The organism is Chromobacterium sp. CV08 (assembly GCF_051129845.1).
Classification (GTDB): Bacteria; Pseudomonadota; Gammaproteobacteria; order Burkholderiales; family Chromobacteriaceae; genus Chromobacterium.
On record NZ_CP150453.1, the window covers coordinates 3,639,600 to 3,664,756 of the forward strand.

At 66.6% G+C, this 25,157-nt stretch carries 21 protein-coding genes; 14 read left to right on the forward strand and 7 right to left on the reverse strand.

The features are described 5' to 3' along the window. Window positions 1–12: 12 nt before the first annotated feature. Window positions 13–495 (forward strand): GNAT family N-acetyltransferase, encoded by a 483-nt coding sequence (locus WNM05_RS16680; RefSeq protein ID WP_434628930.1) that lies wholly within the window; start codon window positions 13–15, stop codon window positions 493–495. Window positions 496–653: 158 nt separating this feature from the next. On the opposite strand, the gene WNM05_RS16685 is transcribed toward WNM05_RS16680, so the two are convergent. From WNM05_RS16685 to WNM05_RS16710, 6 genes are all read right to left on the reverse strand, one after another. Next, the gene (locus tag WNM05_RS16685; protein WP_434628932.1) at window positions 654–1,349 is read right to left on the reverse strand and encodes a response regulator; all 696 of its coding nucleotides are present in this window, start codon (window positions 1,347–1,349) and stop codon (window positions 654–656) included. An 85-nt stretch (window positions 1,350–1,434) separates the two neighbouring features. Then, a complete protein-coding gene (locus tag WNM05_RS16690; RefSeq protein WP_434628934.1) occupies window positions 1,435–1,932 on the reverse strand; it encodes a CS1 type fimbrial major subunit in 498 nt (165 codons plus the stop codon). Window positions 1,933–1,947: 15 nt separating this feature from the next. Continuing rightward, entirely contained in the window at window positions 1,948–3,081 is a 1,134-nt protein-coding gene (locus WNM05_RS16695; RefSeq protein WP_434628936.1) for a hypothetical protein, read from the reverse strand. A 106-nt stretch (window positions 3,082–3,187) separates the two neighbouring features. Beyond that, window positions 3,188–5,599, reverse strand: coding sequence for a CS1-pili formation C-terminal domain-containing protein (locus WNM05_RS16700; protein WP_434628938.1), 2,412 nt, complete (start codon window positions 5,597–5,599; stop codon window positions 3,188–3,190). 63 nt (window positions 5,600–5,662) lie between these two features. Then, entirely contained in the window at window positions 5,663–6,166 is a 504-nt protein-coding gene (locus WNM05_RS16705; protein ID WP_434628940.1) for a CS1 type fimbrial major subunit, read from the reverse strand. Window positions 6,167–6,206: 40 nt separating this feature from the next. Beyond that, a complete protein-coding gene (locus WNM05_RS16710; protein WP_434628942.1) occupies window positions 6,207–6,947 on the reverse strand; it encodes a hypothetical protein in 741 nt (246 codons plus the stop codon). A gap of 230 nt (window positions 6,948–7,177) precedes the next feature. Between WNM05_RS16710 and WNM05_RS16715 the strand changes: the two genes are divergently transcribed. Together WNM05_RS16715 and WNM05_RS16720 are read left to right on the forward strand one after the other, a co-directional pair. Beyond that, window positions 7,178–9,541, forward strand: a complete 2,364-nt coding sequence (locus tag WNM05_RS16715; RefSeq protein WP_434628944.1) for an ATP-binding protein — start codon at window positions 7,178–7,180, stop codon at window positions 9,539–9,541. Window positions 9,542–9,624: 83 nt separating this feature from the next. Continuing rightward, on the forward strand, window positions 9,625–10,380 hold the full coding sequence (locus WNM05_RS16720) for a substrate-binding periplasmic protein (protein WP_434628946.1): 756 nt from the start codon (window positions 9,625–9,627) through the stop codon (window positions 10,378–10,380). 449 nt (window positions 10,381–10,829) lie between these two features. Here the strand turns inward: WNM05_RS16720 and WNM05_RS16725 are convergent, their stop codons facing one another. After that, window positions 10,830–11,597, reverse strand: a complete 768-nt coding sequence (locus WNM05_RS16725; protein ID WP_434628948.1) for a sulfite exporter TauE/SafE family protein — start codon at window positions 11,595–11,597, stop codon at window positions 10,830–10,832. A gap of 347 nt (window positions 11,598–11,944) precedes the next feature. On the opposite strand from WNM05_RS16725, the gene WNM05_RS16730 reads away from it, so the two are divergent. The 11 genes from WNM05_RS16730 (at window position 11,945) to murB (ending at window position 25,062) form a co-directional block, all read left to right on the forward strand. Then, window positions 11,945–12,133, forward strand: a complete 189-nt coding sequence (locus WNM05_RS16730) for a hypothetical protein (protein ID WP_158300876.1) — start codon at window positions 11,945–11,947, stop codon at window positions 12,131–12,133. Window positions 12,134–12,545: 412 nt separating this feature from the next. Continuing rightward, window positions 12,546–12,635: a K(+)-transporting ATPase subunit F gene (gene kdpF / locus WNM05_RS16735; RefSeq protein ID WP_021476355.1), complete on the forward strand. Its 90-nt coding sequence runs from the start codon at window positions 12,546–12,548 to the stop codon at window positions 12,633–12,635. Window positions 12,636–12,637: 2 nt separating this feature from the next. Further along, window positions 12,638–14,446, forward strand: coding sequence for a potassium-transporting ATPase subunit KdpA (kdpA, locus tag WNM05_RS16740; protein ID WP_434628950.1), 1,809 nt, complete (start codon window positions 12,638–12,640; stop codon window positions 14,444–14,446). Between the two features lie 24 nt (window positions 14,447–14,470). Then, window positions 14,471–16,594 carry a potassium-transporting ATPase subunit KdpB gene (gene kdpB, locus WNM05_RS16745; RefSeq protein WP_434628952.1) on the forward strand — a complete coding sequence of 708 codons (2,124 nt, stop codon included), beginning with the start codon at window positions 14,471–14,473 and terminating at the stop codon, window positions 16,592–16,594. Window positions 16,595–16,623: 29 nt separating this feature from the next. After that, entirely contained in the window at window positions 16,624–17,202 is a 579-nt protein-coding gene (kdpC, locus tag WNM05_RS16750) for a potassium-transporting ATPase subunit KdpC (RefSeq protein WP_434628954.1), read from the forward strand. Between the two features lie 6 nt (window positions 17,203–17,208). Beyond that, window positions 17,209–19,899 (forward strand): DUF4118 domain-containing protein, encoded by a 2,691-nt coding sequence (locus WNM05_RS16755; protein ID WP_434628956.1) that lies wholly within the window; start codon window positions 17,209–17,211, stop codon window positions 19,897–19,899. Between the two features lie 20 nt (window positions 19,900–19,919). Then, window positions 19,920–20,654, forward strand: coding sequence for a two-component system response regulator KdpE (gene kdpE, locus WNM05_RS16760; RefSeq protein ID WP_434628958.1), 735 nt, complete (start codon window positions 19,920–19,922; stop codon window positions 20,652–20,654). Window positions 20,655–20,993: 339 nt separating this feature from the next. Next, entirely contained in the window at window positions 20,994–21,236 is a 243-nt protein-coding gene (locus WNM05_RS16765; protein ID WP_434628960.1) for a hypothetical protein, read from the forward strand. 301 nt (window positions 21,237–21,537) lie between these two features. Beyond that, window positions 21,538–22,590, forward strand: coding sequence for a hypothetical protein (locus WNM05_RS16770; protein WP_434628962.1), 1,053 nt, complete (start codon window positions 21,538–21,540; stop codon window positions 22,588–22,590). 52 nt (window positions 22,591–22,642) lie between these two features. After that, complete coding sequence (locus WNM05_RS16775) at window positions 22,643–24,040, forward strand: MATE family efflux transporter (protein WP_434628964.1); 1,398 nt, start codon at window positions 22,643–22,645, stop codon at window positions 24,038–24,040. Further along, the gene (murB, locus tag WNM05_RS16780) at window positions 24,037–25,062 is read left to right on the forward strand and encodes a UDP-N-acetylmuramate dehydrogenase (RefSeq protein WP_434628965.1); all 1,026 of its coding nucleotides are present in this window, start codon (window positions 24,037–24,039) and stop codon (window positions 25,060–25,062) included. The genes WNM05_RS16775 and murB overlap by 4 nt, the downstream gene beginning before the upstream one ends. Window positions 25,063–25,157 lie beyond the last annotated feature (95 nt).

The following is a 25,157-nucleotide window of genomic DNA, read 5'->3' on the forward strand; positions in this document are numbered from 1 at the left end:
CAGGAGCATGCCATGAGCGACACCGCATTCCGCCTTGCCGGCTGGGACGATCTGTCGGCCGTCTGCCTGCTGATCCAGCAGGCCTTCCACCCTTTGCAACAACGGCTGCCCAGCCGGCCGACGGCGCTGGACGAAACCGTCGCCAGCCTGACCGGCCACCTCGCCAGCGGCAGCCAGATCTTCGTCGCCGAACGGCAGGGACTGCCGGTGGCCTGCCTGCTGGTGCTGCCGCCGGACGCCGGCTGCGCCGAAGTCAAGCGCGTCTGCACCCACCCGGACTGGCAGGGCCGCGGACTCGGCTCGGCGCTGCTCAGCCATGTCGAGGACCAGTTGCTCGGCCAGGGCGTGCGTACGGTCCGGCTGTCGACCCGGCGCCGGCTGCCCGACAATCTGCGCTTCTATCTGCGGCTGGGCTATACGGAAGACGACCGGCAGCCGTATCCGGCCGATATCGACGACGAGCGGATCACGCTGAGCAAGGCGCTGGCGGCCTGAACACACGAGCGCGCCGCGTCCGGCGGCAAGTTTGCTCCACATCAAATCATCACGAATCACAAATCGCTAATATACAAATGCTTCTTATGGCTTCTCCTTTGTTGTTTGCTTTGACGCCCCGGCCCGCCGGGGCATTTTTTTGCCCCGCCGCCTCCCGCTCAACCGTTCTTCAGCTCGTCGCGAAGGATGTAGAGCTCGTGATCGGCCTTCAGCCCCAGCTTGCGCATCGCGGTCTGCTTTTGCCCGCTGATGGTCTTGATGCTGCGCGCGAACTTCTCCGCGATCTGGCTGACGGTCATGCCGTCCATGAAACACCGTATCACCTCCTGCTCCCGCGGTGACAGCTCGGCAAGACGCACCAGGCTCCCCACCGCGGCCGGCGCATGCCGGCTGCCGGACGATGGAACGCCGTCGGACGGCATCACGCTGGCCAATTCCTCCGCCATTGCAGGACTCAGATAGACCTGGCCCCGGGCCAGCGTCCGGATCGCCGTCACCAGCTCGTCGAGGTCCTGCTGCTTGCCGACGAAGCCGCGCGCGCCGCCGCGCAAGGCCAGCGCCACGGTGGCGGTGTTGTAGTGCGCCGACATGATCAGCACGGCGGTTTGCGGAAAGCGCCTGGCCAGCACGCGGATCAGATTCAGCCCGTCGGTGTCTTCCGGCTGCAGGGCGTAATCCAGCACCGCCACGTCGACCGGCTGCTTGTGCAGCGCGGCCAGCAGCGATTTGCTGCCGGTATGAGTGCCTACGATGGAAAAATCCGGTTCTTGCGACAGTCTGCAACTCAGGCCTTGCAACACGACGGCATGATCGTCCAGCAACATCAGACGCAGCGGGGGTTTGGAGAGGGTCATCGGGTATCACGACACAGCATCGAGGAACTGCTTATTTATATGTCTGTTGCCGGGCCGCGGCAATGCGGCGGTTCCCGCCGCCGGCCTAAAACGCGCTTTCAAACAACAGATTGACCACCCCATGGTAGATGCCGGGCTGGTAGCCGCCGGCGGGGACGCCGGGCACGATGTCCAGGCTGAGCCGCCGCTCCTCGGCCGCCTCGGCGGCGCTCAGCAGCAGACAGTCCGCCGAAGCGCCGCCGTCGCGGAACACTTCGCAGCGCCGCTGGCCGCCATCCAGCCGGATGCGCAGTGGGATCCTCCCCCCGCCGCCGGACAGCACCGTGTCGCCGTCGGCCCTGACGGTGATCGGCCCCATCGTGCTCCGCATCTCCAGCCATTGCCGCAACGGCTGCAGGCGCTGGCGCGCCATATCCCACGGCAACAGCTGGGTCGCGCCCGCCCAGCCACCGACTGCCGTGACGTAGAACACATCGTTCGGCACCTCGACCTCCACGCTGACCCTGTGTTCGACCGGTTCGGCGCAGGCGCAGGCAGCCAGCGCGATCGATAGCGCGCAGCTCGACAGAATCGTTCGCATCATCTCCATCCCCTTCCGCTACAGGCTGGCGTCGAAGACGACGGTGACGTCGCCGCGATAGCGCGCGCCCGGCTGCCGGATAATGGCGGCCATGTCCGAGCGCTGCATCTCGAAATGCAGCTGTGCCGAGCGGTTCGTGACCTGGCCCGACGGCTGGAATCCCTTGCGCGCGACGCCGAGCGGATACCGGCTGGCCGGCGCCCCCCCCTGGCTCGAATACACGCCGGGCATGCTGACCGCCACCTGTATCGGCACCTCGCCGCCGCCATTGTCCCGGCGTAAGGCACAAGCGCCGCCGCTGGAATACTGGCACAGCAGATACATGCTGAAGCCGGCCGCGCTGGACAGGTTGAATCCCAGATCCCGGCGCAGCGCGACGGGCGCCCTGCCCTGCTGCGACCAGGCCTGCCAGCCGCCGGCGGGCTCCAGCACGGCGCGGTCGCTCCCGGCCGGAAAGCTGACCAGAAACTCGTTCTTGACCGTCGCTTCTATCCGGATGCTCAAGCGGTTGTCGCCGTAGGCGGCGTGTCCAAAATCCAGTTGCTGGCCGTCGCCCAGCGTGTAGGAGATTTCGCCGGTATAGGTCCCGTTGCGCATCGCCGTCGGATTGACGGCGATCAACTCGTATTTGAAGCCCAGCAGGCTGACGCCGAGGCCGGTCGCCGTGGTTTTGAGCCTTCGATAACAGACGCTGTTTCTTTTCGCCGCGTGACCCCATTCGAAAGCGTAGAGATGCACATCGCCGTCGTCTATCCTCTCCTGGCATCCGCCCTCCAGCCTTTCCGGATTGAAATTACTGATGTATTTCGGCTTGTCGTAGCGCTGGGCAAACGATGAAATCCTGAACTTCGCCATGATGGAATCCCTGCCGGAGTAAAGCGTCACCTGCTTGTATTCGGCGTCGATGGACTGATAGATATGGTCTTTCGGATCGTAAGAGTCCTGGGACGCGCGCTTGCTGATCTTGCCCAGCCCCCCTATCAGATAATCGGCCGGCCCCTGGTTGACGAATTGATTCTGGCCCGGTCGGAACGAGGACGGCTTCAATTCGGCGTACACCGTCACCTGCGCGGCGGCCGCCGGCAGGCTGGCCAGCAGGCAGAGCAGCAGCCGACACGCCGCGGCGTGGAGCCGTCCGGATTTCGGTTTCATCATCATTTCGGTTCATCCTTTCAAACCGCCGAAAGGGCGTATTGTGGCGGCTTCCATCGCCCGCCCTCCATCAGACCATTCTCAAACCAGCCGGCCTTGGCCGACGCTAGCGGGGACAGCGCAGTTCGCCAGCCAGCAAGGCTTCGCCGGCGCGCGGCTGTCGCGCCGGGTCCAGACGGAAACGGCAAGCGGCCGCCGCCTGGTGGCGGACTTCCAGCGTCGGCATGCTTTCGCTCATCTCCAGGCTGAAGAAGCCGTCGGCCTCGCTGACCGCGCGGCCGGCGTGATTGATCAGCTGGGCGCCGCGCAGCGGCCGGCCCGACGCGTCCAGCAGGCGGCCCAGCACGGTAACCGTCTTCAACACCCTGAGCTGCCGGTAGGCCACGCCGCCCTTGTTCAGGTGATAGCTGTGGCTGGCCGGCTGTATCGCCACCGCCGGCGCGCCGGCCCCGGCAAAGTCGAACTGCACGCTGCCGGCCTGATAGGCGGTGACCGGAATGAAGTTGCGCCCGGCATGCAGCCGCGCGCTGCCGCCCTGGCTGTCGTCTGCGCGCAGCGCCACCTCGGGCAGGTCCGACTCCACATCGACGATCAGCCCGGTATCTGCGCCGAAGGCGGCGGCGTCGCCGCTGGCCGCGATGCCGCCGCCGCCGATGGCCACGGTGTTTTCCAGATTGAGGCCGCCGCTGAGCTGGCCGTTCAGCGACGAGCGTTGCAGATAAGCGTCGCCGCGCAGCAGGGGGTGTCGGAACTGGGCATTGCCGCTCAGGCCCAGGCCATGGCCATCGACGCTGCCGGTGGCGCCGACGGCGCTGAGCCAGCCGTTGTCCAGGCTTTGCTGCATCGAAACGCTGGCATAGCGGTCGCGGCTGCCCAGGCTGCCGCTGCGGCTGCCGACGCTGGCGTTGTAACTGCGGCCTTCCCGGCCCAGGCTCAGGTTCAACGACAGTTCCACGCCGCGGTTGCGCGGGCCGGCGCCGGCGGCCCGGTCGAAAGCGGCCAGCCGCCAGGTGGCGTCGTTGCCCAGCAGCTTGTGCCTGTGGTCCAGGCCCAGATCCACGCTGAGACCGCCGCTGCGCGACAGCCGGGCGTTCAGATTGCTGCTGCCGCTCAGACGGTGGTTGAGCGAGAGCGCGCTGCGGCCGGCCTGCCGCCGCCCGGGATCGTCTCCGCCGTCCAGGCTGCTGCGGCTGTGGCTGAGCACCACATTGCCCAGGCTGTAGCTCCAGACCGTCTGGACATCGAAACCGCTGCCATAGCCGGCCGTGTGGAACAGATTGGCATACAGCTTGGCGCTGTCGGCCATATCCCAGTCCACCGAGGCGCCGAACTGGCGCTGCGCGCCGAACTGCTGCGAGGCCAGGCCCAGCACCACGCGCGGGTGCAGCAGATAATTGATGCCGCCGCCCAGCGCCAGACCGCCCGGCTGCGCCACGCCGCCGAACGGCTTGCGCTGCCGGCCGGCGAACACGCTGTAGCGCCAGCGCTGCTCCGGATTGCTCCACAGGCTGGGCTTGTAGATCAGTTCCTCGCTGCGCGACACCTGCGCGCCGTCCTCCAACACGCGCACCTCCACCGGATAGATGCCGCCGGGCAGGCTCAGCGTGTCGACCAGCTGCAAGCCCGGCTGCACCAGCTGGCTATGGATCAACACGCCGTTGCGGTAGATTTCCACCGTCGCTTCGCGATTGGCGGTGACATAGACCGGATACAGGCTGGCCTGGCCGCGGTCGGCCAGCAGCGCGTCGGAGCTGCCCGCCATCAGACCGATCACCGCGTCCGCGCGATAACCCTGGGTGTACGGCTGGCGCATCAAGTTCTGCCCGTCGGGACTGAACAGGCCGGCGCGGACGAAGTGCCCATCCAGCTCGCGCTGCGCGTACAGCTGCGACAGATTCTGGCCCAGGCGGCCGTCGGCGCCGCGCTCCAGCTGCAGGCCGCCCAGCGCGCTCCAGTCGCCCAGGCTGGCTTGCAGATCCATCGCGTAACGGCCGGACAGACTCTGTCCGCCGCCGCCGGCGAGATTCAGGCGGTTGCCGAGAATCAGGCCCCGGCTGCCGCCCGCAGGCAGCGCATGATAATGCGCGGCGGCCTGCTGCCGGCCGGCGGCATCGGTCAGCAGCGACAGTTGCGAGTTTTCCAGGCTGTAATGAATGGCCAGCAGTCCGGGCGGACAGCTGTCCTTGCAATCGCCCAAGCCGACCGGCCGGCCAAGCGCTTCCACCCATTTTTGCCGCTCGGCGTCGGGCTGCCGGCTATCGCCGGCGTCGGTGAAGCTCAGCAGCTGCACGGCGCCGTCGCGGCTCAGCAGCACCATCGCGTCGCCCAAGGCCTGGCCGTCCTTTTCGACGCGGGCGGCCAGCGGCACCTCGAAGAAGTGGTCGCGAAACTCGGCCGGCAGCCCGGCCGCTTGCGCCAGCAACGGCAGCCGCGCGCTGACGGCCGGCGCGCCGGCCAGGCAAGGGGCGCAGAGGAAGGAGGCGGCCAAGGCCGCGGCAAGGCGGGCAACGGTAATCATGGGACTAAGCGGAAATGAAGAAGGGGCGCATCGACGCCCCTGTGAATGACCAGACGGACGACATCAGTTGCCGGCGGGCGCGACGCTTTCGAACATCAGATTGACGCTGCCGGAATAGCGGCCCGGCTTGAAACCGTCGGCCGGCGTCGGTGCGGCGATGCTCAGATTGACGCGGCTGATGTCCTTGGCCTGGGTGGCCGTCAGTATCTGCGCCTTCTTGCCGGCGCCGACGTCCAGCGCCTGCTCGTTGATTTTGACGACCATCGGGATCTTCTCGCCGTTGCCGTTGCCGTACAGCTCGGCCGGCGCTTCCAGATAGCCCTGGATCGCGCCTATCGTGCTTTTCATGTCCAGCATATTGCTGACCGGCTGCAGGATTTCGCGGCGGGCGTCCCAGGACAGCGTCTGATCCTTCAGATGCCAGTCGGCCAGCGGCTGCACGTAAAAGCTGTCGGTCGGAATATTGGCCGTGACATTGATCTGCAACGGCTGTTGCTCCGCCATCGTGGCGCCGGACAACATCGCGGCCGATACGACCGCGCCTATCAGAAGTTTTCGGGTGAACATTGTGGGTTTCCTTTTCGGAACAGTGGAAAAAACGGCCGGCTCATCGGCCGAAGGCGACGGCCTGGCGACGGCTGCCCTCGATCAACTCGAACTTGTAGCTGTGGCCATCGAGCTTGGCGAAGCGCTTGCTGCCGCCGGGCAGCACATGGTGCTTGGTCGGGGTCTCGCAATGCGCGCCATCGGCGGCGCACTGGTAGAAGGCATCGACGATGACGGTGCTGTTGCCGTCGTTGCGCACGGTGTAGCCGTGGCGGCCGTCCTGCAGCCGGGTGTCGTAGCGCGGCTGCTGCGGCCTGACGATGACGATGGCCCCATAGCCGGTCAGCACATTGACGCCGGCGCTGAGCGAGTCCTGGTAGCGCCGGGCTTCGTCGTCGCCGACATCGAACGCGTCCTGCCTTTCCGGCAGCACCGGGGAGAAGCGCACCCGGAAATAGCGCTCGCGGTCGCGCGGCCCGAGATACAGCAGGCGGCTGGCCTGCATGCCCCCGGCCGGCACGATCAGCCGGGACGGACTCGCCAGCAGGCCGTTGACCTGGCCGAGCGCCAGCTGCCCGGTGTCCACCGGCAACTCATTGGCCTGGCCGTCACGGCCGTAGACGATTTCCGCCACCGCCACCTTGACGAAGGCGGTGCTGTCGCCGCTATTGCGCACCCGCTTCAGCAGCGTGCCGGCATCGGCGTCCAGGTACTCGTACATGGCGCCGATATTGATGGCTGGCGCGGCCGGGGCCTGTGCGGTCAGGCACAGCAGCAGACAGGCCGACAAGATGGCTTTCATCGCAACTCTCCATGCTGGTGAGCTCTTCCGCGGCAAGGCCCGCCCGGACAGGGCTCGTTTCAAAGATTGGCATTATTGGAGAGGATGCCGGCGGCCTCCATCAGACCATTCTCAAAAGAAACAGCGCCTTAGCGGCGGCAAGCCGTTTCCGGCATGCTCGGAACCCGGACACTGTCTTTTCCGGCCGCGATGACATAAAACGGTGGAAACTGGCACGGTGGGCGATTGCAATGCGGCGAATCCTATTGATGGTGCTGGCGATCTCGGCGCCATCGGCGTACGCGGCGCCGGACGAGGCCATATTCAGCCCGGCGGAGCGGCAATGGATACGGCAGCACCCAGTGGTGCCCTATACCATCGACCCCTACTGGCCGCTCGAATACGTCGAGGATGGCGAGCACCGGGGCCTGACCAGGGACTATCTGGAAGCCATTTCGAAAATCAGCGGCCTGCAGTTCAAGATGGTGGCCGCCCGCAACTGGCGCGACGCCTTGCCGCAAATGGACCAGGACAAGATCTTTCTGTCCACCATGGTTTCGTCCGGCCTGATCTCGGAGAGACGCCGGCAGGCCATGCTGCTGACCGTGCCTTATCTGGCCAGGACAACCGTCATCATCACCACGCCGGACAAGCCCATGGTGTTCGATCCGGCCATCCTGGCCGGCAAAACGGTGACGGTGAAAGGCGGCGGCGGTTATGAGAACTACCTGCGCGAGCACTTTCCCGGCATACGCCTGCTGTTGACCAGCGATCCGGAAGACGCGCTAGAGGCGGTCGCTAGCGGCAAAGCCTATGCGGCGATAGGCAGCGATGTGGTGCTGGAGCCCATCCTGGAACGAAAATACATGGCTTCGCTGAGCCAGGCCGGCACCATTCCCGGAATGTACGCCGTCATCAGCATGGGGGTCTCCAGGCGCCATCCCGAGCTATGCTCCATCCTCAACAAATCCCTGGCCCAGTTGACCGCGGCGGAGACCGGGAAAATGTACGACTACTGGGTGGAAAGCCTGCGGCTGGGCGCGCCGTCCTGGCGGGCGATTGTCCGTTATTACTCGAACACCCTGATCGGTCTGACCACGCTGCTGCTGCTATTGGGATACTGGGTGCTGCGGGCGCGCAGATCGCAGCGGGTGGCCGAAGCCAGTGAGGCCAGCAAATCGATGTTTCTCGCCGTGATGAGCCATGAGATCCGCACGCCGATGAACGCGGTGCTGGCCGCGATAGAACTGCTGCAGCGCACGCCGCAGACTCCGCGCCAGCAAGAGCTGGCCAGCCTGGCCAATTCGGCGGCCACCAATCTGCTGGAGCTGCTCGACGATGTGCTGGACGCTTCCAAGATGGATGCGCGCGGCCTCCAGCTCGAACTGGTGCCGGTGGACCTGGCCCTGCTGGCGCAAGGCGTGGCCGACAGCAACCGCCTGCGAGCTCAGAGCAAGGGCCTGGGCTGGTCGCTGACCCTGCAGGGACTGGACGAGGTGGCGCTGATGCTGGACCCGTTGCGGATGCGGCAGATTCTGTCCAATCTGCTATCGAACGCCGTCAAGTTCACCGAACACGGCGAGGTGGCCCTGCTGCTGCATCTGGACCAGATAGAAGGCGATCGCGGCAAGCTGCTGCTCACGGTCAGGGACACCGGCATCGGGATAGACAAGCAGCAGCAAGCCCGGTTGTTCACCGCCTTTACCCAGGTGGACAGCTCCACCACCCGCCGCTACGGCGGCAGCGGCCTGGGCCTGAGCATCTGCCGGCAATTGGTCGAGCTGATGGGCGGCAGCATCCTGCTGGACAGCGAACTCGGCGTCGGCACCACTATCAGCGTCACACTGCCGGTGCGGCTGGCCGATGCGGCGGCGCCGCTGGTCGAGCCGCAGCCGGACCCCGTCCTGCCCGGCGGCAGAGGGCGGGTGCTGCTGATAGAAGACCAGCCGATGAACCGGGCGGTGATAGGCCAGCAACTGCGCGAGCTGGGCTACCAGGCGACCGTGGCCGACAGCGGCCTGGACGCGCTGGCGCTGCTCGAGCGCGGAGAACGCTTCGACATGATATTGCTGGACTGCTATATGCCTGGCATGGACGGCTACGAAACCGCGCGGCGGATACGCGAATGCGAGGCCGGCCAGACCCCCATCATCGCCATCTCCGCCGCCACTGACCCGGCCCATCAAAGCCTGTGCCTGGAGAGCGGCATGGACGGCATGCTGAGCAAGCCCTTGCGCATACACGAGCTGGCCGATGTGCTGGAGATGTGGATAGACGGAGACGACGGACAGGCCGCCCCGGAAGCGGTCCCGGCGCTGTTGTCCGTCCGGCAATGGCGGCAGTTGTTCCAACAGACCAGCCACGCCGACCTGGCCAGCCTGCGGCAAGCCCTGCTGCAATCGGATCCGATCCGGGCCAGGCATCACCTGCACAGGCTGAAGGGGGCCGCCCTGACCATAGGCGCCGACGAATTGGCGAGACGGACCGAGTGGCTGGAACAGCTGCTGCGGCAAGACAGCCTGCCCTCGCCCGACGATGGCGAAAACTGGCTGCTGGACTATGGCCGGGCTCTCGATGACTGGCTGGCCGGACAGACACCGCCCGAGGGCGCCTGACGCGGGCTCGCGCCTGAAAGCGGCTGTTGCCGCGCCATGCCCAATGCGTATAGTGAAAGCAGCACCCATCGTCGGAGAACGCCATGCGTCCGCGTCTGATGATCGTCCTGCTCGGCTGCTGTCTTCACCTCTCCCCCGCCTACGCCGGCCAGCCTGAGCCGGAAATCCACGCGCTGACCGAGGCGCTGCCGCCGCTCAGCTACGACGAGAACGGCGCGCACAAGGGATTCTCCAACGAACTGCTGCAAATGATGCTGCACGACAGCGGCCTGCGCGCCACCATCCAGGTCAAGCCTTGGAGCCGGGCGCTGCGCGAGGCGCAACAAGTGCCCAACACCATGTTGTACCTGGCGGTGCGCACGCCGGAGCGGGAAGAGATGTTCAAATGGATAGGCCCGGCGCTGCCGCTGCCGATAGAGCTGTTCCGGCTCGGCGGCCCTGGCGCCCAGCCCTACCATTCGCTGGACGACGCCCGCCGGGCGGTGGTCGCGGTGGCCCGCGACACGCCGGGACAGAAGATGATGGAACACCAGGGCTTCGTCGACAACCGCAACCTGGTGCTGACCAATGACGAGGGACAGTCGGCCAGACTGCTGTACGCGCACCGCGTGCAGTTCAGCGTCGGCGTCGGCCTGTTCCAGCGCTACGCCGCGCGCCAGCAAGGCCAGAACCCGGAACGGCTGGACTCGGTGCAAGTGCTGGACGACAGCACCCGTTTCTACTTCGCGATGCAGAAGGACAGCAACCCCGACTACATCGCCCGCCTGCAGGCGGCGCTGGACAAGATCAGGCAGGACGGCCGCTACGCCGCCCTGCTGAAGCGCTACAACCATCCATGACGGGCATCGACAGCGGCTTTCTCGAACACCAGTGCCGCCGATGACGTCCTGGGTCAAGCGCAGCACCGGGACCCGACTCGAACACCAAGCCGCTGACAAAAGCGCCGAGTCAAGGCGCACCGACGCAAACAGTACACATCGCACGGCAAGGAGGCGCAACGCAGGATAGCCCCCCTCAAACACCAGCGCCGCGGATAGCTCCCTGAGCCAAGGCGCGCCGACGCAGACAGTACACATCGCACGGCAAGGAGGCGCAACCCAGGATAGTCCCCCTCAAACACCAGCGCCGCCGATGACGTCCTGGGTCAAGCGCAGCACCGGGACCCGACTCGAACACCAAGCCGCTGACAAAAGCGCCGAGTCAAGGCGCGCCGACGCAGACAGTACACATCGTACGGCAAGGAGGCGCAACGCAGGATCGGGGCTTTTGTCAGCGGCGCCAAAAAAAACTAAAGTACTAGCTTGCCGCCGGCCAGTGCCAACATCACCGCCAGCGCCGGCCTCAGCCAATGATCGGCCAGCCGGCCGGCCAGCCGGCTGCCCAGCCAGATGCCCGGCAGCGAGCCGCTGAGCAGCTTCAGCAGCAGCAGCCAGTCCAGATGGCCCATGCCGGCATGCCCCAGGCCGGCGACCAGCGTCAGCGGCACCGCGTGGGCGATCTCGGTGCCGACCAGCCTCGACGTCGGCAGCGCCGGATACAGCAGGAACAGCGCCAAGGTGCCCAGCGCGCCAGCGCCGATCGAGCTCAGCGTCACCAGCACGCCCAGCATCACGCCGACCAGCGCGGTCGGCCACCAGCGGCCGTCGGCGGCCAGGCTGGAGAAATGGCGGCGGCCCATCTTCAGCAGCCACGGTTTGAACAGGATGGCCCCCGCGGTCAGCAGCAGCGCCAGGCCCAGCACGAAGCGGAACAGCGCATCCATCACCTGCCCCGGCACATGCAGCCAGGACAGCAGGCCCAGCGTCAGCAGGGCCGCCGGCACGCTGCCCAGCGACAGCTGCCAGGTGATGCGCCAGTCTATATGGCGCTGGCGGTGATGCACCACCACGCCGCCGGCCTTGGTCAGCGCGGCGTACAGCAGATCGGTGCCGACGGCGGTCGATGGCGAAATGCCGAACCACAGCAGGATGGGCGTCATCAGCGAACCGCCCCCGACTCCGGTCAGGCCGACGATGAAGCCCACCGCCAAACCCGCCGCCGTATATCCCCAGTCCATAGGAACCCCCAGTCATCCTGCATGATGCGTCGATGCTACGCGCTTTGCTTATAACAATTTAGACCGTTTCGCTACAACATTATGCCGACAAACAATATGATCGACCGGCGACGCAAGATTCATCGCGCCATCACGTCGCCGTAACACGCGGCGACTATGTTTCAGTTGAAACAAAACGACAAGGAACGCCACACCCTTCGCCGATTTACACCCAAGTGCTTTACAAACCTGACAAACCGAGTCAACTTGATACCGTCAGGGCGCAGCCTGACCGCTTGCGACACCGAACAGCACGCCAGCCGCCAGGCCCCCTGAGAAGCCCACGTTTCGAGATCGAAAGGTGCAGGATGATTTCTCGTATCCCCCTGAGCGTTCGCAGAAAACAAGCCCGTGACCAACATGAAAGCTTTCTCTACGCGGTCGCCAAGCCGCAGCTGAGCGACGAGGAACGATCGCGACAGCAGAAAGTGCGGCAGCGCGCGCACGACCGCGACGACGCCCGCTTCCTGGCCGATCGTTGCGACGACGTGTTCTGACATTCTGACGCCGGGGGCGCCGCGCCCCCGCCACCCGCCTTCGTTGATCCCCAAGGCCGGGTCTCCTTTTTTTCTTTACATCCGCTCTCCCCGCCGGAACCGCCCGCCGCCGCCTACGCCGCTTCGGACCGGCGCCGCCACGGACATCGCGTCCCGCCTAAAGAAAACGGCACATTCCGCCCAAAGTCCAAATATTTATCTCCAAAACCGCCATCGGAAACGATCTTTATCTTTTCTTTACACCGGGCCGCGCCCTTTTAGCAGGTTTTTGACGCCGTTTTGCGTACCTTCCAGATCGCACATTACGCACGGAGATTTTCATTATGGACTGGCTTTATCTGGGCCTCATCGCGCTGTTCGGCGCGCTGACCTGGCTCTTGATCGCGGCCTGCGAGCGGCTGGGAGGCAAGCAATGACTGCCTGGTATCTGATCAGCGCCCTGCTGGCGCTCGGACTGTTCGTCTATCTGATCTACGCATTGGTCAAACCGGAGAATTTCTAATCATGAGCACACCCGCCATGCTGCAACTGGGCTTGTTCCTGCTTGTGCTGATCGCGCTGGCCTGGCCGCTGGGCGCCTACATGACGCGCGTCATGCAAGGCGAAAACGTCGGCCCAGTGCGTTTCTTCGCTCCGCTGGAGCGCGCCTTCTATCGCCTGGCCGGCATCAAGCAGGATGAAGAGATGGGCTGGCGCGGCTACGCGGTGGCGCTGATCCTGTTCAATCTGCTGGGCGTCGTCGCCGTCTACGCGCTGCAGCGGCTGCAGGGCGTGCTGCCGCTCAATCCGCAGGCGATGGCCGCGGTATCGCCCGACTCCTCGTTCAACACCGCCATTTCCTTCGTCACCAACACCAACTGGCAAGGCTACGGCGGCGAAACCACGATGAGCTATCTGACCCAGATGCTGGGCCTGACCGTGCAGAACTTCGTGTCCGCCGCCACCGGCGCCGCCGTGGTGATCGCGCTGATCCGCGGCTTCGCCCGCCACAGCAGCGCCAAGATCGGCAACTTCTGGGTCGACGTCACCCGGCTGACGCTGTACGTGCTGCTGCCGCTGTCGCTGGCCTTCGCGCTGGTCTTCACCCAACAGGGCGCCATCCAGAACCTGTCCGCCTACCAGGACGTGCATACCGTCGAAGCCGCCAAGTACCAGCAGCCCAAGCAGGATGCCAACGGCAAGCCGGTGCTGGGCAAGGACGGCAAGCCGGTGATGGAGGACAAGACCACCCAGACGCAGACGCTGCCGATGGGGCCGGTGGCCTCGCAGGAAGCGATCAAGATGCTGGGCACCAACGGCGGCGGCTTCTTCAACGCCAACTCCGCCCACCCGTATGAAAACCCGACCCCGCTGGCCAACTTCCTGCAGGACATCGCGATCTTCCTGATCCCCGCCGCGCTGTGCTTCCTGTTCGGCCGCATGGTGGGCGACCGCCGCCAGGGCTGGGCCATCATCGCCGCGATGATCATCATGTTCGCCACCGCGGTGGTGGTGGAAACCGGCGCCGAGCAGGCCGGCGTGCCGCAATACGGCTCGCTGGGCATAGACCAGCGCGCAAGCCAGCTGCAGTCCGGCGGCAATATGGAAGGCAAGGAGGCCCGCTTCGGCATCATCGACACCTCGCTGTTCATCGCCGTGACCACGTCCGCCTCCTGCGGCGCCGTCAACGCGATGCACGACTCGCTGACACCGATAGGCGGCCTGGTGCCGATGTTCCTGATGCAGCTGGGCGAAGTGGTGTTCGGCGGCGTCGGCTCCGGCCTGTACGGCATGCTGATCTTCGCGATCCTGGCGGTGTTCATCGCCGGCCTGATGGTGGGCCGCACGCCGGAATACCTGGGCAAGAAGATAGAAACCTACGAGATGAAGATGACCGCCATCACCATCCTGGTGACGCCGACGCTGGTGCTGGCGCTGACCGCGATCGCCGTCAGCGTGACGGCCGGCAAGGCCGGCATCGCCAATCCGGCCGCGCACGGCTTCAGCGAGATCCTGTACGCATTCACCTCGGCCGCCAACAACAACGGCAGCGCCTTCGCCGGCCTGTCCGCCAACACGCCGTTCTACAACATCATGACCGGCGTCGCGATGTTCTTCGGCCGCTTCTTCATGATCGTGCCGATACTGGCCATCGCCGGCTCGCTGGCCGCGAAGAAGCGCCTGGCCGCCACCGGCGGCACCCTGCCGACCCACGGCCCGCTGTTCGTGACGCTGCTGATCGGCACCGTGCTGCTGGTCGGCGCCCTCAACTATGTTCCGGCCCTGGCGCTGGGTCCGGTGGTCGAGCACCTGCAAATGCTCGCCGCCCGCTAAGCCCGTCAGTCAAGGAAACGTGAAATGAACGACAAAAATCATTCGAAACTGCTGGCCGCCGACGAAATCGCGGCATCCGGCCACAAGAACGCGAACGCGTCGATGTTCGATCCGTCGCTGCTCAAACCCGCCATCGTCGACTCGTTCAGGAAGCTGTCGCCGCGTACCCAGTGGCGCAACCCGGTGATGTTCGTCGTCTACATCGGCAGCATCCTGACCACGGCGCTGTGGGTCCAGTCGCTGGTCGGCCGCGGCGAGGCGGCGTCCGGCTTCATCCTGGGCGTGGCGCTGTGGCTGTGGTTCACCGTGCTGTTCGCCAACTTCGCCGAGGCGCTGGCCGAGGGCCGCAGCAAGGCCCAGGCGGCCAGCCTCAGGTCGGCGAAGAAGAACGTCGTGGCCAAGAAGCTGGCCGGCCCGAGCGCCGGCGCCGCCAAGAGCATCGTCGACGGCAGCAGCCTGAAGAAAGGCGATTACGCGCTGGTGGAAGCCGGCGACGTGATCCCGGTGGACGGCGAGGTGGTCGAAGGCGTGGCCTCGGTCGACGAATCGGCCATCACCGGCGAATCGGCGCCGGTGATACGCGAGTCCGGCGGCGACTTCTCCTCGGTCACCGGCGGCACCCGCGTGCTGTCCGACTGGATCGTCGTCAAGATCACCGCCAATCCGGGCGAGACCTTCCTCGACCGCATGATCGCGATGGTCGAGGGCGCCAAGCGCCAGAAGACGCCGAACGAGATCGCGCTGACGATACTGCTGGTGGCGCTGACCATCGTCTTCCTGGTCGTCACCGTGACGCTGCTGCCGTTTTCGCTGTTCAGCGTGGACGCGGCCAAGGCCGGCTCGCCGATCGGCATCACCACGCTGGTCGCGCTCTTGGTCTGCCTGATCCCGACCACCATAGGCGGCCTCTTGTCCGCCATCGGCGTGGCCGGCATGAGCCGGATGATGGGCGCCAATGTGATCGCCACCTCCGGCCGCGCCGTCGAAGCCGCCGGCGACGTCGACGTGCTGCTGCTGGACAAGACCGGCACCATCACGCTGGGCAACCGCCAGGCATCCGCCTTCATCCCGGCGCCGGGCGTGTCCGAGAAGGACCTGGCCGACGCCGCCCAACTGGCGTCCTTGGCCGACGAGACGCCGGAAGGCCGCTCCATCGTCGTGCTGGCCAAGCAGCAGTTCAATCTGCGCGAACGCCAGCTGGCCAGCCACGAAGCGGCGTTCATCCCGTTCACCGCGCAGACGCGGATGAGCGGCATAGACTATGACGGCCGCCGGATCCGCAAGGGCGCCATCGACGCGATCCGCCGCCACATCGCCGAGCAGGGCGGCCAGTTCCCGGACGCGCTGGCGAAGAGCGCCGACGAGGTGGCGCGCCGCGGCTCGACTCCGCTCTTGGTCGCCGAGGGCGAACGCGCGCTGGGCGTGATCGAGCTGAAGGACATCGTCAAGGGCGGCATCAAGGAGCGTTTCGCCGAACTGCGCCAGATGGGCATCAAGACGGTGATGATCACCGGCGACAACCCGCTGACCGCGGCCGCGATCGCCGCCGAAGCCGGCGTCGACGACTTCCTGGCCGAGGCGACGCCGGAAGCCAAGCTGAAGCTGATCCGCAGCCACCAGGCCGAAGGCAAGCTGGTGGCGATGACAGGCGACGGCACCAACGACGCGCCGGCGCTGGCCCAGGCCGACGTGGCGGTGGCGATGAACACCGGCACGCAGGCGGCCAAGGAGGCCGGCAATATGGTCGACCTGGACTCCAATCCGACCAAGCTGATCGAGATCGTCGAGATCGGCAAGCAGATGCTGATGACGCGCGGCTCGCTGACCACCTTCTCGATCGCCAACGACGTGGCCAAGTACTTCGCCATCATCCCGGCGGCCTTCGCCAGCACCTATCCGCAGCTGAACGCGCTGAACGTGATGGGCTTGAACAGCCCGGCCTCGGCCATCATGTCGGCGGTGATCTTCAACGCCGTCATCATCGTGTTCCTGATCCCGCTGGCGCTGAAGGGCGTCAAATACCACGCCAGGAGCGCGGCGGAGCTGCTGCGCGGCAATCTGCTGGTCTACGGCTTGGGCGGCCTGCTGGTCCCGTTCGCCGGCATCAAGCTGATAGACGTCGCGCTGGGCGCGATGGGCCTGGTGTAAACCGGCCCGCATAGACAAGGAAAACCATCATGAAAGTCATTCGTCCCCTGCTGGTGGTATTCGGCGGCCTGTCGCTGATCACCGGCCTGGCCTACCCGCTCGTCACCACCGGCATCGCCCAGGCGGCGTTCCCGGCCCAGGCCAACGGCAGCCTGATCGTAAAAGACGGCAAGGTGGTCGGCTCGCGGCTGATCGGCCAGAGCTTCACCGGCGAGCAATACTTCTGGGGCCGCCCGTCGGCCACCAGCCCGATGCCGTACAACGCCGGCAACTCCGGCGGCTCCAACCTGGGCCCCACCAACAAGGCCCAGCTGGACGCGGTGAAGGGCAATGTGGAAGCCATCCGCAAAGCCCACCCGACCCAGACCGGCCCGGTGCCGGTGGACCTGGTGACGGCGTCGGCCAGCGGCCTGGACCCGGAAATCTCGGTGGCCTCGGCCTATTACCAGCTTGACCGCGTCGCCGCCGCGCGTAAACTGCCGGCAGACACGGTGCGCAGGCTGGTCGATTCGCATATCGTCGGGGAGACCTTCGGCCTCCTGGGCGAGCCGCGCGTCAATGTGCTGGAACTGAATCTGGCGCTGGACCAACTTTCCAAGAAAGCCTAAAACCGCATGAGCGATCAGCGCCCCGACCCGGATGCCCTGCTTGACGAACTGAAGCGCGAAGAGCTGGAGGCCCAGCGCGGACGGCTGAAGATCTTCTTCGGCGCCTGCGCCGGCGTCGGCAAGACCTTCGCGATGCTGGCCGCCGCCCGCGTCAAGCAGCAGGAAGGACTCAGGGTGCTGGTCGGCGTCGTCGAAACCCACGGCCGCAAGGACACCGCGGCCCAGCTGACCGGGCTGGACGTCCTCTCCCCCAGCCGTATCGAGTACAAGGGCCGCGCGCTGTCGGAATTCGACATCGACGCGGCGCTCGAGCTCAGGCCCCAGCTGATCCTGATCGACGAGTTCGCCCACTCCAACGCGCCCGGCTCCCGCCACCCCAAGCGCTGGCAGGACGTGGAGGAGCTGCTCGCCGCCGGCATCGACGTATACACCACGCTCAATGTGCAGCATTTGGAGAGTCTCAACGACGTCGTCGGCCAGATCACCGGCATCATCGTCAGGGAAACGCTGCCGGACCATGTGTTCGACATGGCCGACGAAGTCTCGCTGGTGGACCTGCCGCCGGACGAACTGCTGTCCCGTCTCGCCGCCGGCAAGGTCTACCTGCCGCAGCAGGCCGAACGCGCAATCAAGAACTTCTTCCGCAAGGGCAATCTGCTGGCGCTGCGCGAGCTGGCGCTCAGGCGCACCGCCGACCGCGTCGACGCCCAGATGCGCGCCTACCGCGCCGACCAGTCGATCAAGCCGGTCTGGCACGCGCGCGAGCGGCTCCTGGTCTGCGTCGGGCCCGGCCCCGGCACCGAGAAGCTGATCCGCAGCACCAAGCGGCTGGCCGCCAGCCTGGACGCCGACTGGATAGCCGTCTATGTCGAGACGCCCAGGCTGCAGCGGCTGCCGGAGGAGCAGCGCTCGCGGATATTGAAGGGCCTGAAGCTGGCCCAGGAGCTCGGCGCCGAGACCACGGTGCTCGGCGGCAGCTCGCTGGCCGCCACGCTGCTGGCCTACGCCCGCACCCGCAACGTGTCCAAGCTGGTCGTCGGCAAGTCGGCGCGCAGCGCGCTGGCGCGGCTGTGGCAGGGCTCGCTGGTCAACGAGCTGACGCTGCAGTCCGGCGACGTCGACGTCTTCGTCGTCGCCCACGAACTGGAGGAGGACGCCGCGACACCTCGCGGCAAACGGGTCAGCAGCCTCTTGTTCGGCGACAACGAATCCAGCCACGCCCGCCGCGGCTATGCCGCCGCGGCCGCCGCCTGCTTCGCCACCACGGCGCTGAACCACCTGTTGGTGCCCTACTTCGCGCTGTCCAACGTCATCATGGTCCACCTGCTGGCCGTGGTGCTGATCGCCACCCGCTACGGCCGCGGCCCCGGCGTGCTGGCCTCCTTCCTGTCGGTGGCGGCCTTCGACTTCTTCTTCGTGCCGCCGCAGCTGTCGTTCGCGGTGTCCGACACCCAGTATCTGCTGACCTTCGTCGTGATGCTGTCGGTGGCGCTGATCATCAGCCAGCTGACGGCCCGCTTCCGCTTCGAGGCCACCATCGCCACCTACCGCGAGCGCCGCACCCGCGCGCTGTACGATCTGGGCCGCGAGCTGGCCGGCGCGCTGACGGCGTCGCAGATCATCGAAACCGCCGTCGGCCGGCTGGAGCCGCTGTTCCGCGCCCGGGTGATGCTGTTCATCCCCAATAGCGAGGACCAGCTGCGCGCCGCCACCGAGGCCGGCAGCGACGCCGACACCGGCGTCGCGCAGTGGGTGTTCGACAATCTGCAGCCGGCCGGCCTCGGCACCAACACGCTGCCGTCCAACGCCGCGCTCTACGTGCCGCTGCGGGCGCCGATGCGCACCCGCGGCGTGATCGCGCTATTGCCGGAAGAAACGATACAGGCCTTCCTGCCGGAGCAGCAGCGGCTGCTGGAGACCTGCGCCGCCCAGATCGCGCTGGCGCTGGAGCGGGTGCACTATGTCGAGGTGGCCCAGGACGCCATCGTCGCGATGGAATCGGAACGGCTGCGCAACAGCGTGCTGTCGGTGGTCTCGCACGATCTGCGCACGCCGCTGACGACGATGCTGGGCCTGGCCAATCTGCTGAATTCGCCCAATCTGCCGCCCGGACAGCAGGCCGAGGTCGCGCAGTCGATACAGGACGAAGCGCTGCGGATGAACAAGCTGGTGACCAATCTCTTGGACATGGCCAGGCTGCAATCGGGCGTCAAGCTGAACAAGGAATGGCAGCTGCTGGACGAGGTGGTCGGCAGCGCGGTGCGCGCCTGCGAGCGCAGCCTGTCCCGCCACCGGCTGGAGTTGAAGCTGGAACGAGACCTGCCGGTGCTGGAATACGACGCGGTGCTGATAGAGCGGGTGCTGGTCAATCTGCTGGAGAACGCCGGCAAGTACACGCCGGCCGGCTCCGTGATCGAGCTGGCCGCCCGGCACGACGGCGACAAGGTCCGCCTCAGCGTCAGCGACGACGGTCCCGGCCTGCCGGCCAATATGGAGCACAAGGCCTTCGACAAGTTCTCGCGCGGCGCGCCGGAATCGACGACGCCGGGCGTGGGCCTGGGCCTGGCCATCTGCCGCGCCATCGTAGAAAACCACGGCGGAACGATAGAAGCCGGCAACGTCCATCCGCACGGCGCCCGCTTCTCCTTCACCCTGCCGGCCGGCGCGCCGCCCGCGCTGCCGCCGGACGACGCCTGAAACCACAAGAGCGACAAGACATGAACGACGCCCCCATTTCCGTAGTGATCATCGAAGACGAGAAACCGATACGCCGCTTCCTGTCGGCGGCGCTGGAAGAGGAGAATCTGACCGTCTACGAGGCCGAGACCGGCAAGCAGGGCCAGATCGAGGCGGCCACCCGCAAGCCCGACCTGGTGATACTGGACCTCGGCCTGCCCGATATGAACGGCATAGACGTGATCAAGTCCTTGCGCGAGTGGAGCGACATCCCGATCCTGGTGCTGTCGGCCCGCACCCAGGAGACCGAGAAGGTCGCGGCGCTGGACGCCGGCGCCGACGACTACCTGACCAAGCCCTTCGGCGTCGCCGAATGCCTGGCCCGCATCCGCGTGCTGCTGCGCCGCCGCATCCACGGCAGCGCCGCGGCCCAGCAGAACTTCCAGTTCGGCGACATCCGGATCGACCTGGTCAACCGGCTGGTGCGCAAGGGCGAGACCCCGGTGCACCTGACGCCTATCGAATACCGGCTGCTGGCGACGCTGATCCGCAACGCCGGCAAGGTGATCACCCACCGCGAACTGCTGCTGGCGGTATGGGGGCCGTCGTTCTCCGAGCACAACCAGTACCTGCGGGTCTATATGGGCCATCTGCGGCAGAAGCTGGAAGACAATCCGGCCATGCCTCGCCACATCGTCACCGAGACCGGCGTCGGCTACCGACTGATGGAAAACGCGCCGGAACAGCCGGCCCGCGACGCCGAGGCCCAGGGTTGACAGCCCGCTGCCGGCGGCATAATCTAACACCCATGCGCCGATTTGACACAGCTTGCGGGCGCTTGATAAATGCCAGCTAAAGCGTATACGGACAAACCCGCTAGCGCTTAATTGGCCAGCGGGTTTTTTCATTGCTGGCCGGCATGTCCTCCCGCAGGCCAGGGTCCGATCGTCGCAGGCGCCGAGTTAATGACAACTTGCAGGGCGCCGAAAAATACTGCTAAAGCGTCGCCGGCGTTCCCGCTCGGCACGCGCAGCGCGACCGAACCCGGGAGAACGACAATGTACGACTGCCTGCAAGACAGCTATACCGACTTTTCTTTTGCGATTTTTGACGCCGTGGGAAGACCTCGCCCCCTCTGTGGCAGCCTGAGCGCCACCCCCCTGTCCAGCAGCGACGACAGCTCGCTGCGCGACCTCGCCGCCTTCGCCCGCGACCAGGGCTACGACATCGACCATCATCCGCAGCAGCTGACGGTGCGCGACATCAGCCTGGCCGACGCGCTGGCGATCAACACCCGCTTCGGCGACGCGCTGATCATCAGCTGCGATCTGCGGCGCGATCCGCCGGTGCGTTTCTGAGAGCCTATTCAAGATATCCGCTGGCCGCCGGACAATAGCGGGGCAAGCGAAACCCGCCGCCGAGACCCGATGCGAAGCGGCGGGCACAGGCCTTGGCGATGCCGAGGCCCGGTCCGACCAGGCGGCCGCGAAAACCTCGCCGGTTGAATTCTGCAAGCCGTCTCCCGGCGGCTGGACGAGAATCGCAGCAATCAAGCTACCCGAGTCCTCGTCCATGCCCATCGCCGCCAAAGCCTCGTTTTCCACCCCCGCGCCCACCGCCTCTCCCGCCTCGTCCCTCCGGACTTCGCCGCAAATAGGCTTGGGCCAGCATCTCGTCCGCGCGTCCAATCGCTGCGTGGCCATGCCGGACCACCCGCAAGCCGTCCTGCGGCCGGTCCCGCCGCAGGCCCGCTTTCAATCGCTGCTGTTCCAGGTCGGCGACGGCGAGGTCAACGCTTCGCCGACGCGGCGGAACCAAGCGGTGGCCCTGTATGGCCTGAGCGATGCCCAGATGCAACTGTCCCGTTTCGTCCGCGGCGAGCTGGACATGCAGAACGTCGCCACCATCGCCAACTACAACCGGCAACTGGGCATCGTCCATTACAGCCGCAGCGACGCCACGCACAGCATCGCGCCCTACAAGCTGATCCAAGAGTTCAGCCGCCACATCAGCGCCGCCGCTGCCGGGAAACTGGCGAAACGCGCGCCGAAACCGACTCCGCCCATCATCCAGGCCTGGGCGGCCTATCTGGGCGCGCACCACCAGCGGCTGGACCCGTTCGTCCGCCTCGGCAAACTGCTGGCCGACGTGCCGCGAGAAGAGCGCGCCGCCGTCGCCACCCGCTTCGTGCTGAAAAACACCAGCGGCGGCTGCCGCACCGAAACCACGGTCAATACCCTGCTGTACCTGATCCATGGCTGCGGCTGCAAGGACGCCGAGAGCGTCGTCGCCGCGCTGGGCAAGCACACGCTGGACTTCCAGGACCTGCTGGATTTGTCGGAACTGTTCATCAAGCACTTCTTCCGCAACACCAGCAAACTGGGCCTGGCATTCTTCGCCGCTCAAGGCGCGGAAATCGCCATTGCCTGGAACGCCCCCGACGCGGGAAAAATGGATATCGAATCGATACGGCAGAAACCCTGGCAGGCGCAGCAACGCCGTTTCCGGAACAGCTACGAGCCCATCACCTACTCCGAAGTCCGCTCGGTGCTCCGACAGCCGGCCTTGTTCGACGGCAAAGTCTCCAAAGTGTATATCGCCAGCGATAGCGTGGAGCTGGCGGACTCGCCCGCCTCCGAAGAGTGGGTGGCGCTGCCCCGCCCCATCGCCGTCCCCGCCCGGCCATCCAAGCAGTCGGCACGCAGACAATAGGTGCCCGGGGCGGCTATAATCGGCACTTTCCGCCCCGAATCCGCACCGCCGCATGCTGTTTGAACTCAATCGCGCCTCGCGCGCCGACATCCTGGCAGAAACGCGTCAGATCGCCCGCCTGGCGCTGCCGATGATGGTGGCCCAGATCGCCCAGGTCGCCACCGGCTTCGTCGACACCGTGATGGCCGGCCGCGTCGGCACCGACGACCTGGCGGCGGTCTCGCTGGGCGCCAGCGTCTTCATCACCGTCTATGTGACGCTGATGGGCGTCGTCGCCGCGCTGAACCCGATACTGTCCCACCACCTGGGCTCCGGCGACCGGCGCGCCTTCGGCCGCGACGCCGCCCAGGGCCTGTGGTTCGGCCTGCTGCTGGGCTCGCTGGGTGCCGCCGCGATGCTGGCGCTGGAGCCGGCGCTGCGCCACTGGCTGCAATTGCCGCCGGCCGTCGTCGACAAGACCATGCTGTTCATCACCGGCGCGGCGCTGGGCATGCCGGCGGCGATGACGCACCGCGCGCTGCACGCCTACGCGTCCAGCCTCGGCCATCCGAAGGCCATCATGGTGGTCAGCCTGCTGGCGCTGGCGCTGAACATCCCGCTGAACTACATGCTGATCCACGGCCTGTTCGGCCTGCCGAAGATGGGCGGCGCCGGCTGCGGCTGGGCCACCGGCATCGTGTTCTGGTTCAACTGCCTGGCCTTGCTGGCCTATGTCAGCTGGCAGAAGAAGTTCGCCGACGCGCGCATCCTGTCCTGCCTCGCCCGCCCCGACTGGCGCCGCTTCGCCGCCTTCCTGCGGCTGGGCGCGCCGATAGGCCTGTCCTTCTTCGTCGAAGTCAGCCTGTTCTCCTTCATCGCGCTGCTGATCGCCGAGCTGGGCACCGTCGTCGTCGCCACCCACCAGTCGGTGCTGAACTTCTCCAGCATCATCTACATGCTGCCGCAGAGCGTGGCCACCGCGCTGTCGGTGCGGGTCGGCCACCACGCCGGCGCCGGCGACTACCGGGCCGCGCGCTTCATCTCCGGCGTCGGCCTGCTGATGGGCCTGACGATGGCCGGCGCCGCGATGCTGCTGGTGCTGCTGCTGCGCGGCCCCATCATGCACATGTACAGCGCCGATCCGCGCGTGATCGCCACCGGCACCACGCTGTTGCTGTTCGCCGCCGTCTACCAGCTGACCGACGCCGCCCAGACGATAGCCTCCGGCGCATTGCGCGGCTACAAGCTGACCGCCGTGCCGATGCTGATCCACATCACCTCGTTCTGGGTCGTCGGCCTGGGCCTGGGCATACTGCTGGGCCTGAGCGATTACATCGTGCCGCGGATGGGCGTATACGGCTTCTGGACCGCGCTGGTGATCAGCCTGACGGTGGCCGCCCTGCTTCTGACCCATTATCTGGCCCGCGCCAGCCGCAAGCGGCTGAGCCGATGCCAAGGAATCCAGCCATGAGCCTGTCGCTCCGCGCCAACGCCGATCTGCGCCCCCACAACACCTTCGGCATGGCCGTGCGCGCCGCCCATTTCTGCGAACTGTCCGATCTGGACCAGTTGCCGGCGCTGCTCGCGCACCCGCTGTACCGCCAGGGCCCGGTGCTGTGGCTGGGCGGCGGCAGCAATCTGCTGCTGACCCGCGACTATCCGGGCCTGGTGGTCAAGGTCGCGCTGCGCGGCATCCGCCTGCTGGACGAGGACGGCGACGACGTCGTCGTCGAGGCCGCCGCCGGCGAGAACTGGCACGATTTCGTCCAGCACGCGCTGGCCCAAGGCTGGTTCGGCCTGGAAAACCTCAGCCTGATCCCCGGCACCGTCGGCGCCGGCCCGGTGCAGAACATCGGCGCCTACGGCGTCGAGATCAAGGACCGCCTGCAGGAAGTCGTCTGCGCGCAGCTGGACCGGGACGGCGAAGCGCTGACCCTGTCCAACGCCGACTGCCGCTTCGGCTACCGCGACAGCGTGTTCAAGCACGAGGCGGCCGGACGGCTGCTGGTCACCGCCGTCCGCTTCCGGCTGTCGCGCCGCGCCGAGCTGCGCACCGGCTACGGCGACATCGCCGGCCAGCTGCAGGCCTTCGGCATCGCCGAGCCGACGCCGCTGGACGTCGCCCGCGCGGTGATCGCCATCCGCCGGAGCAAGCTGCCGGATCCGGCCCGGCTGGGCAACGCCGGCAGCTTCTTCAAGAACCCGGTCGTCGACGCCTCGCAGGCCGCCTCGCTGCTGGCGCGCCACCCGGCGCTGCCGCACTACCCGGCCGCCGACGGCCGGGTCAAGCTGGCCGCCGGCTGGCTGATAGACCAATGCGGGCTGAAGGGCTACCGCGACGGCGACGCCGGCGTGCATGACAGGCAGGCGCTGGTGCTGGTCAATCACGGCCGGGCCAGCGGCGAGCAGATGCGCGCGCTGGCGCTCCTGGTGCAGCGGACGGTGCGGGAGCGCTTCGGCGTCGAGCTGGAGCCGGAACCGCTGGTGCTGTAAACGCGCCCGGCGGGAACCGACGCCGCGCCGGACGCTCTAGAAGCTGTCATCATCGTCGGCGGCGCCCGCCGCCGACTCGCGCAACAAGGGGAAGC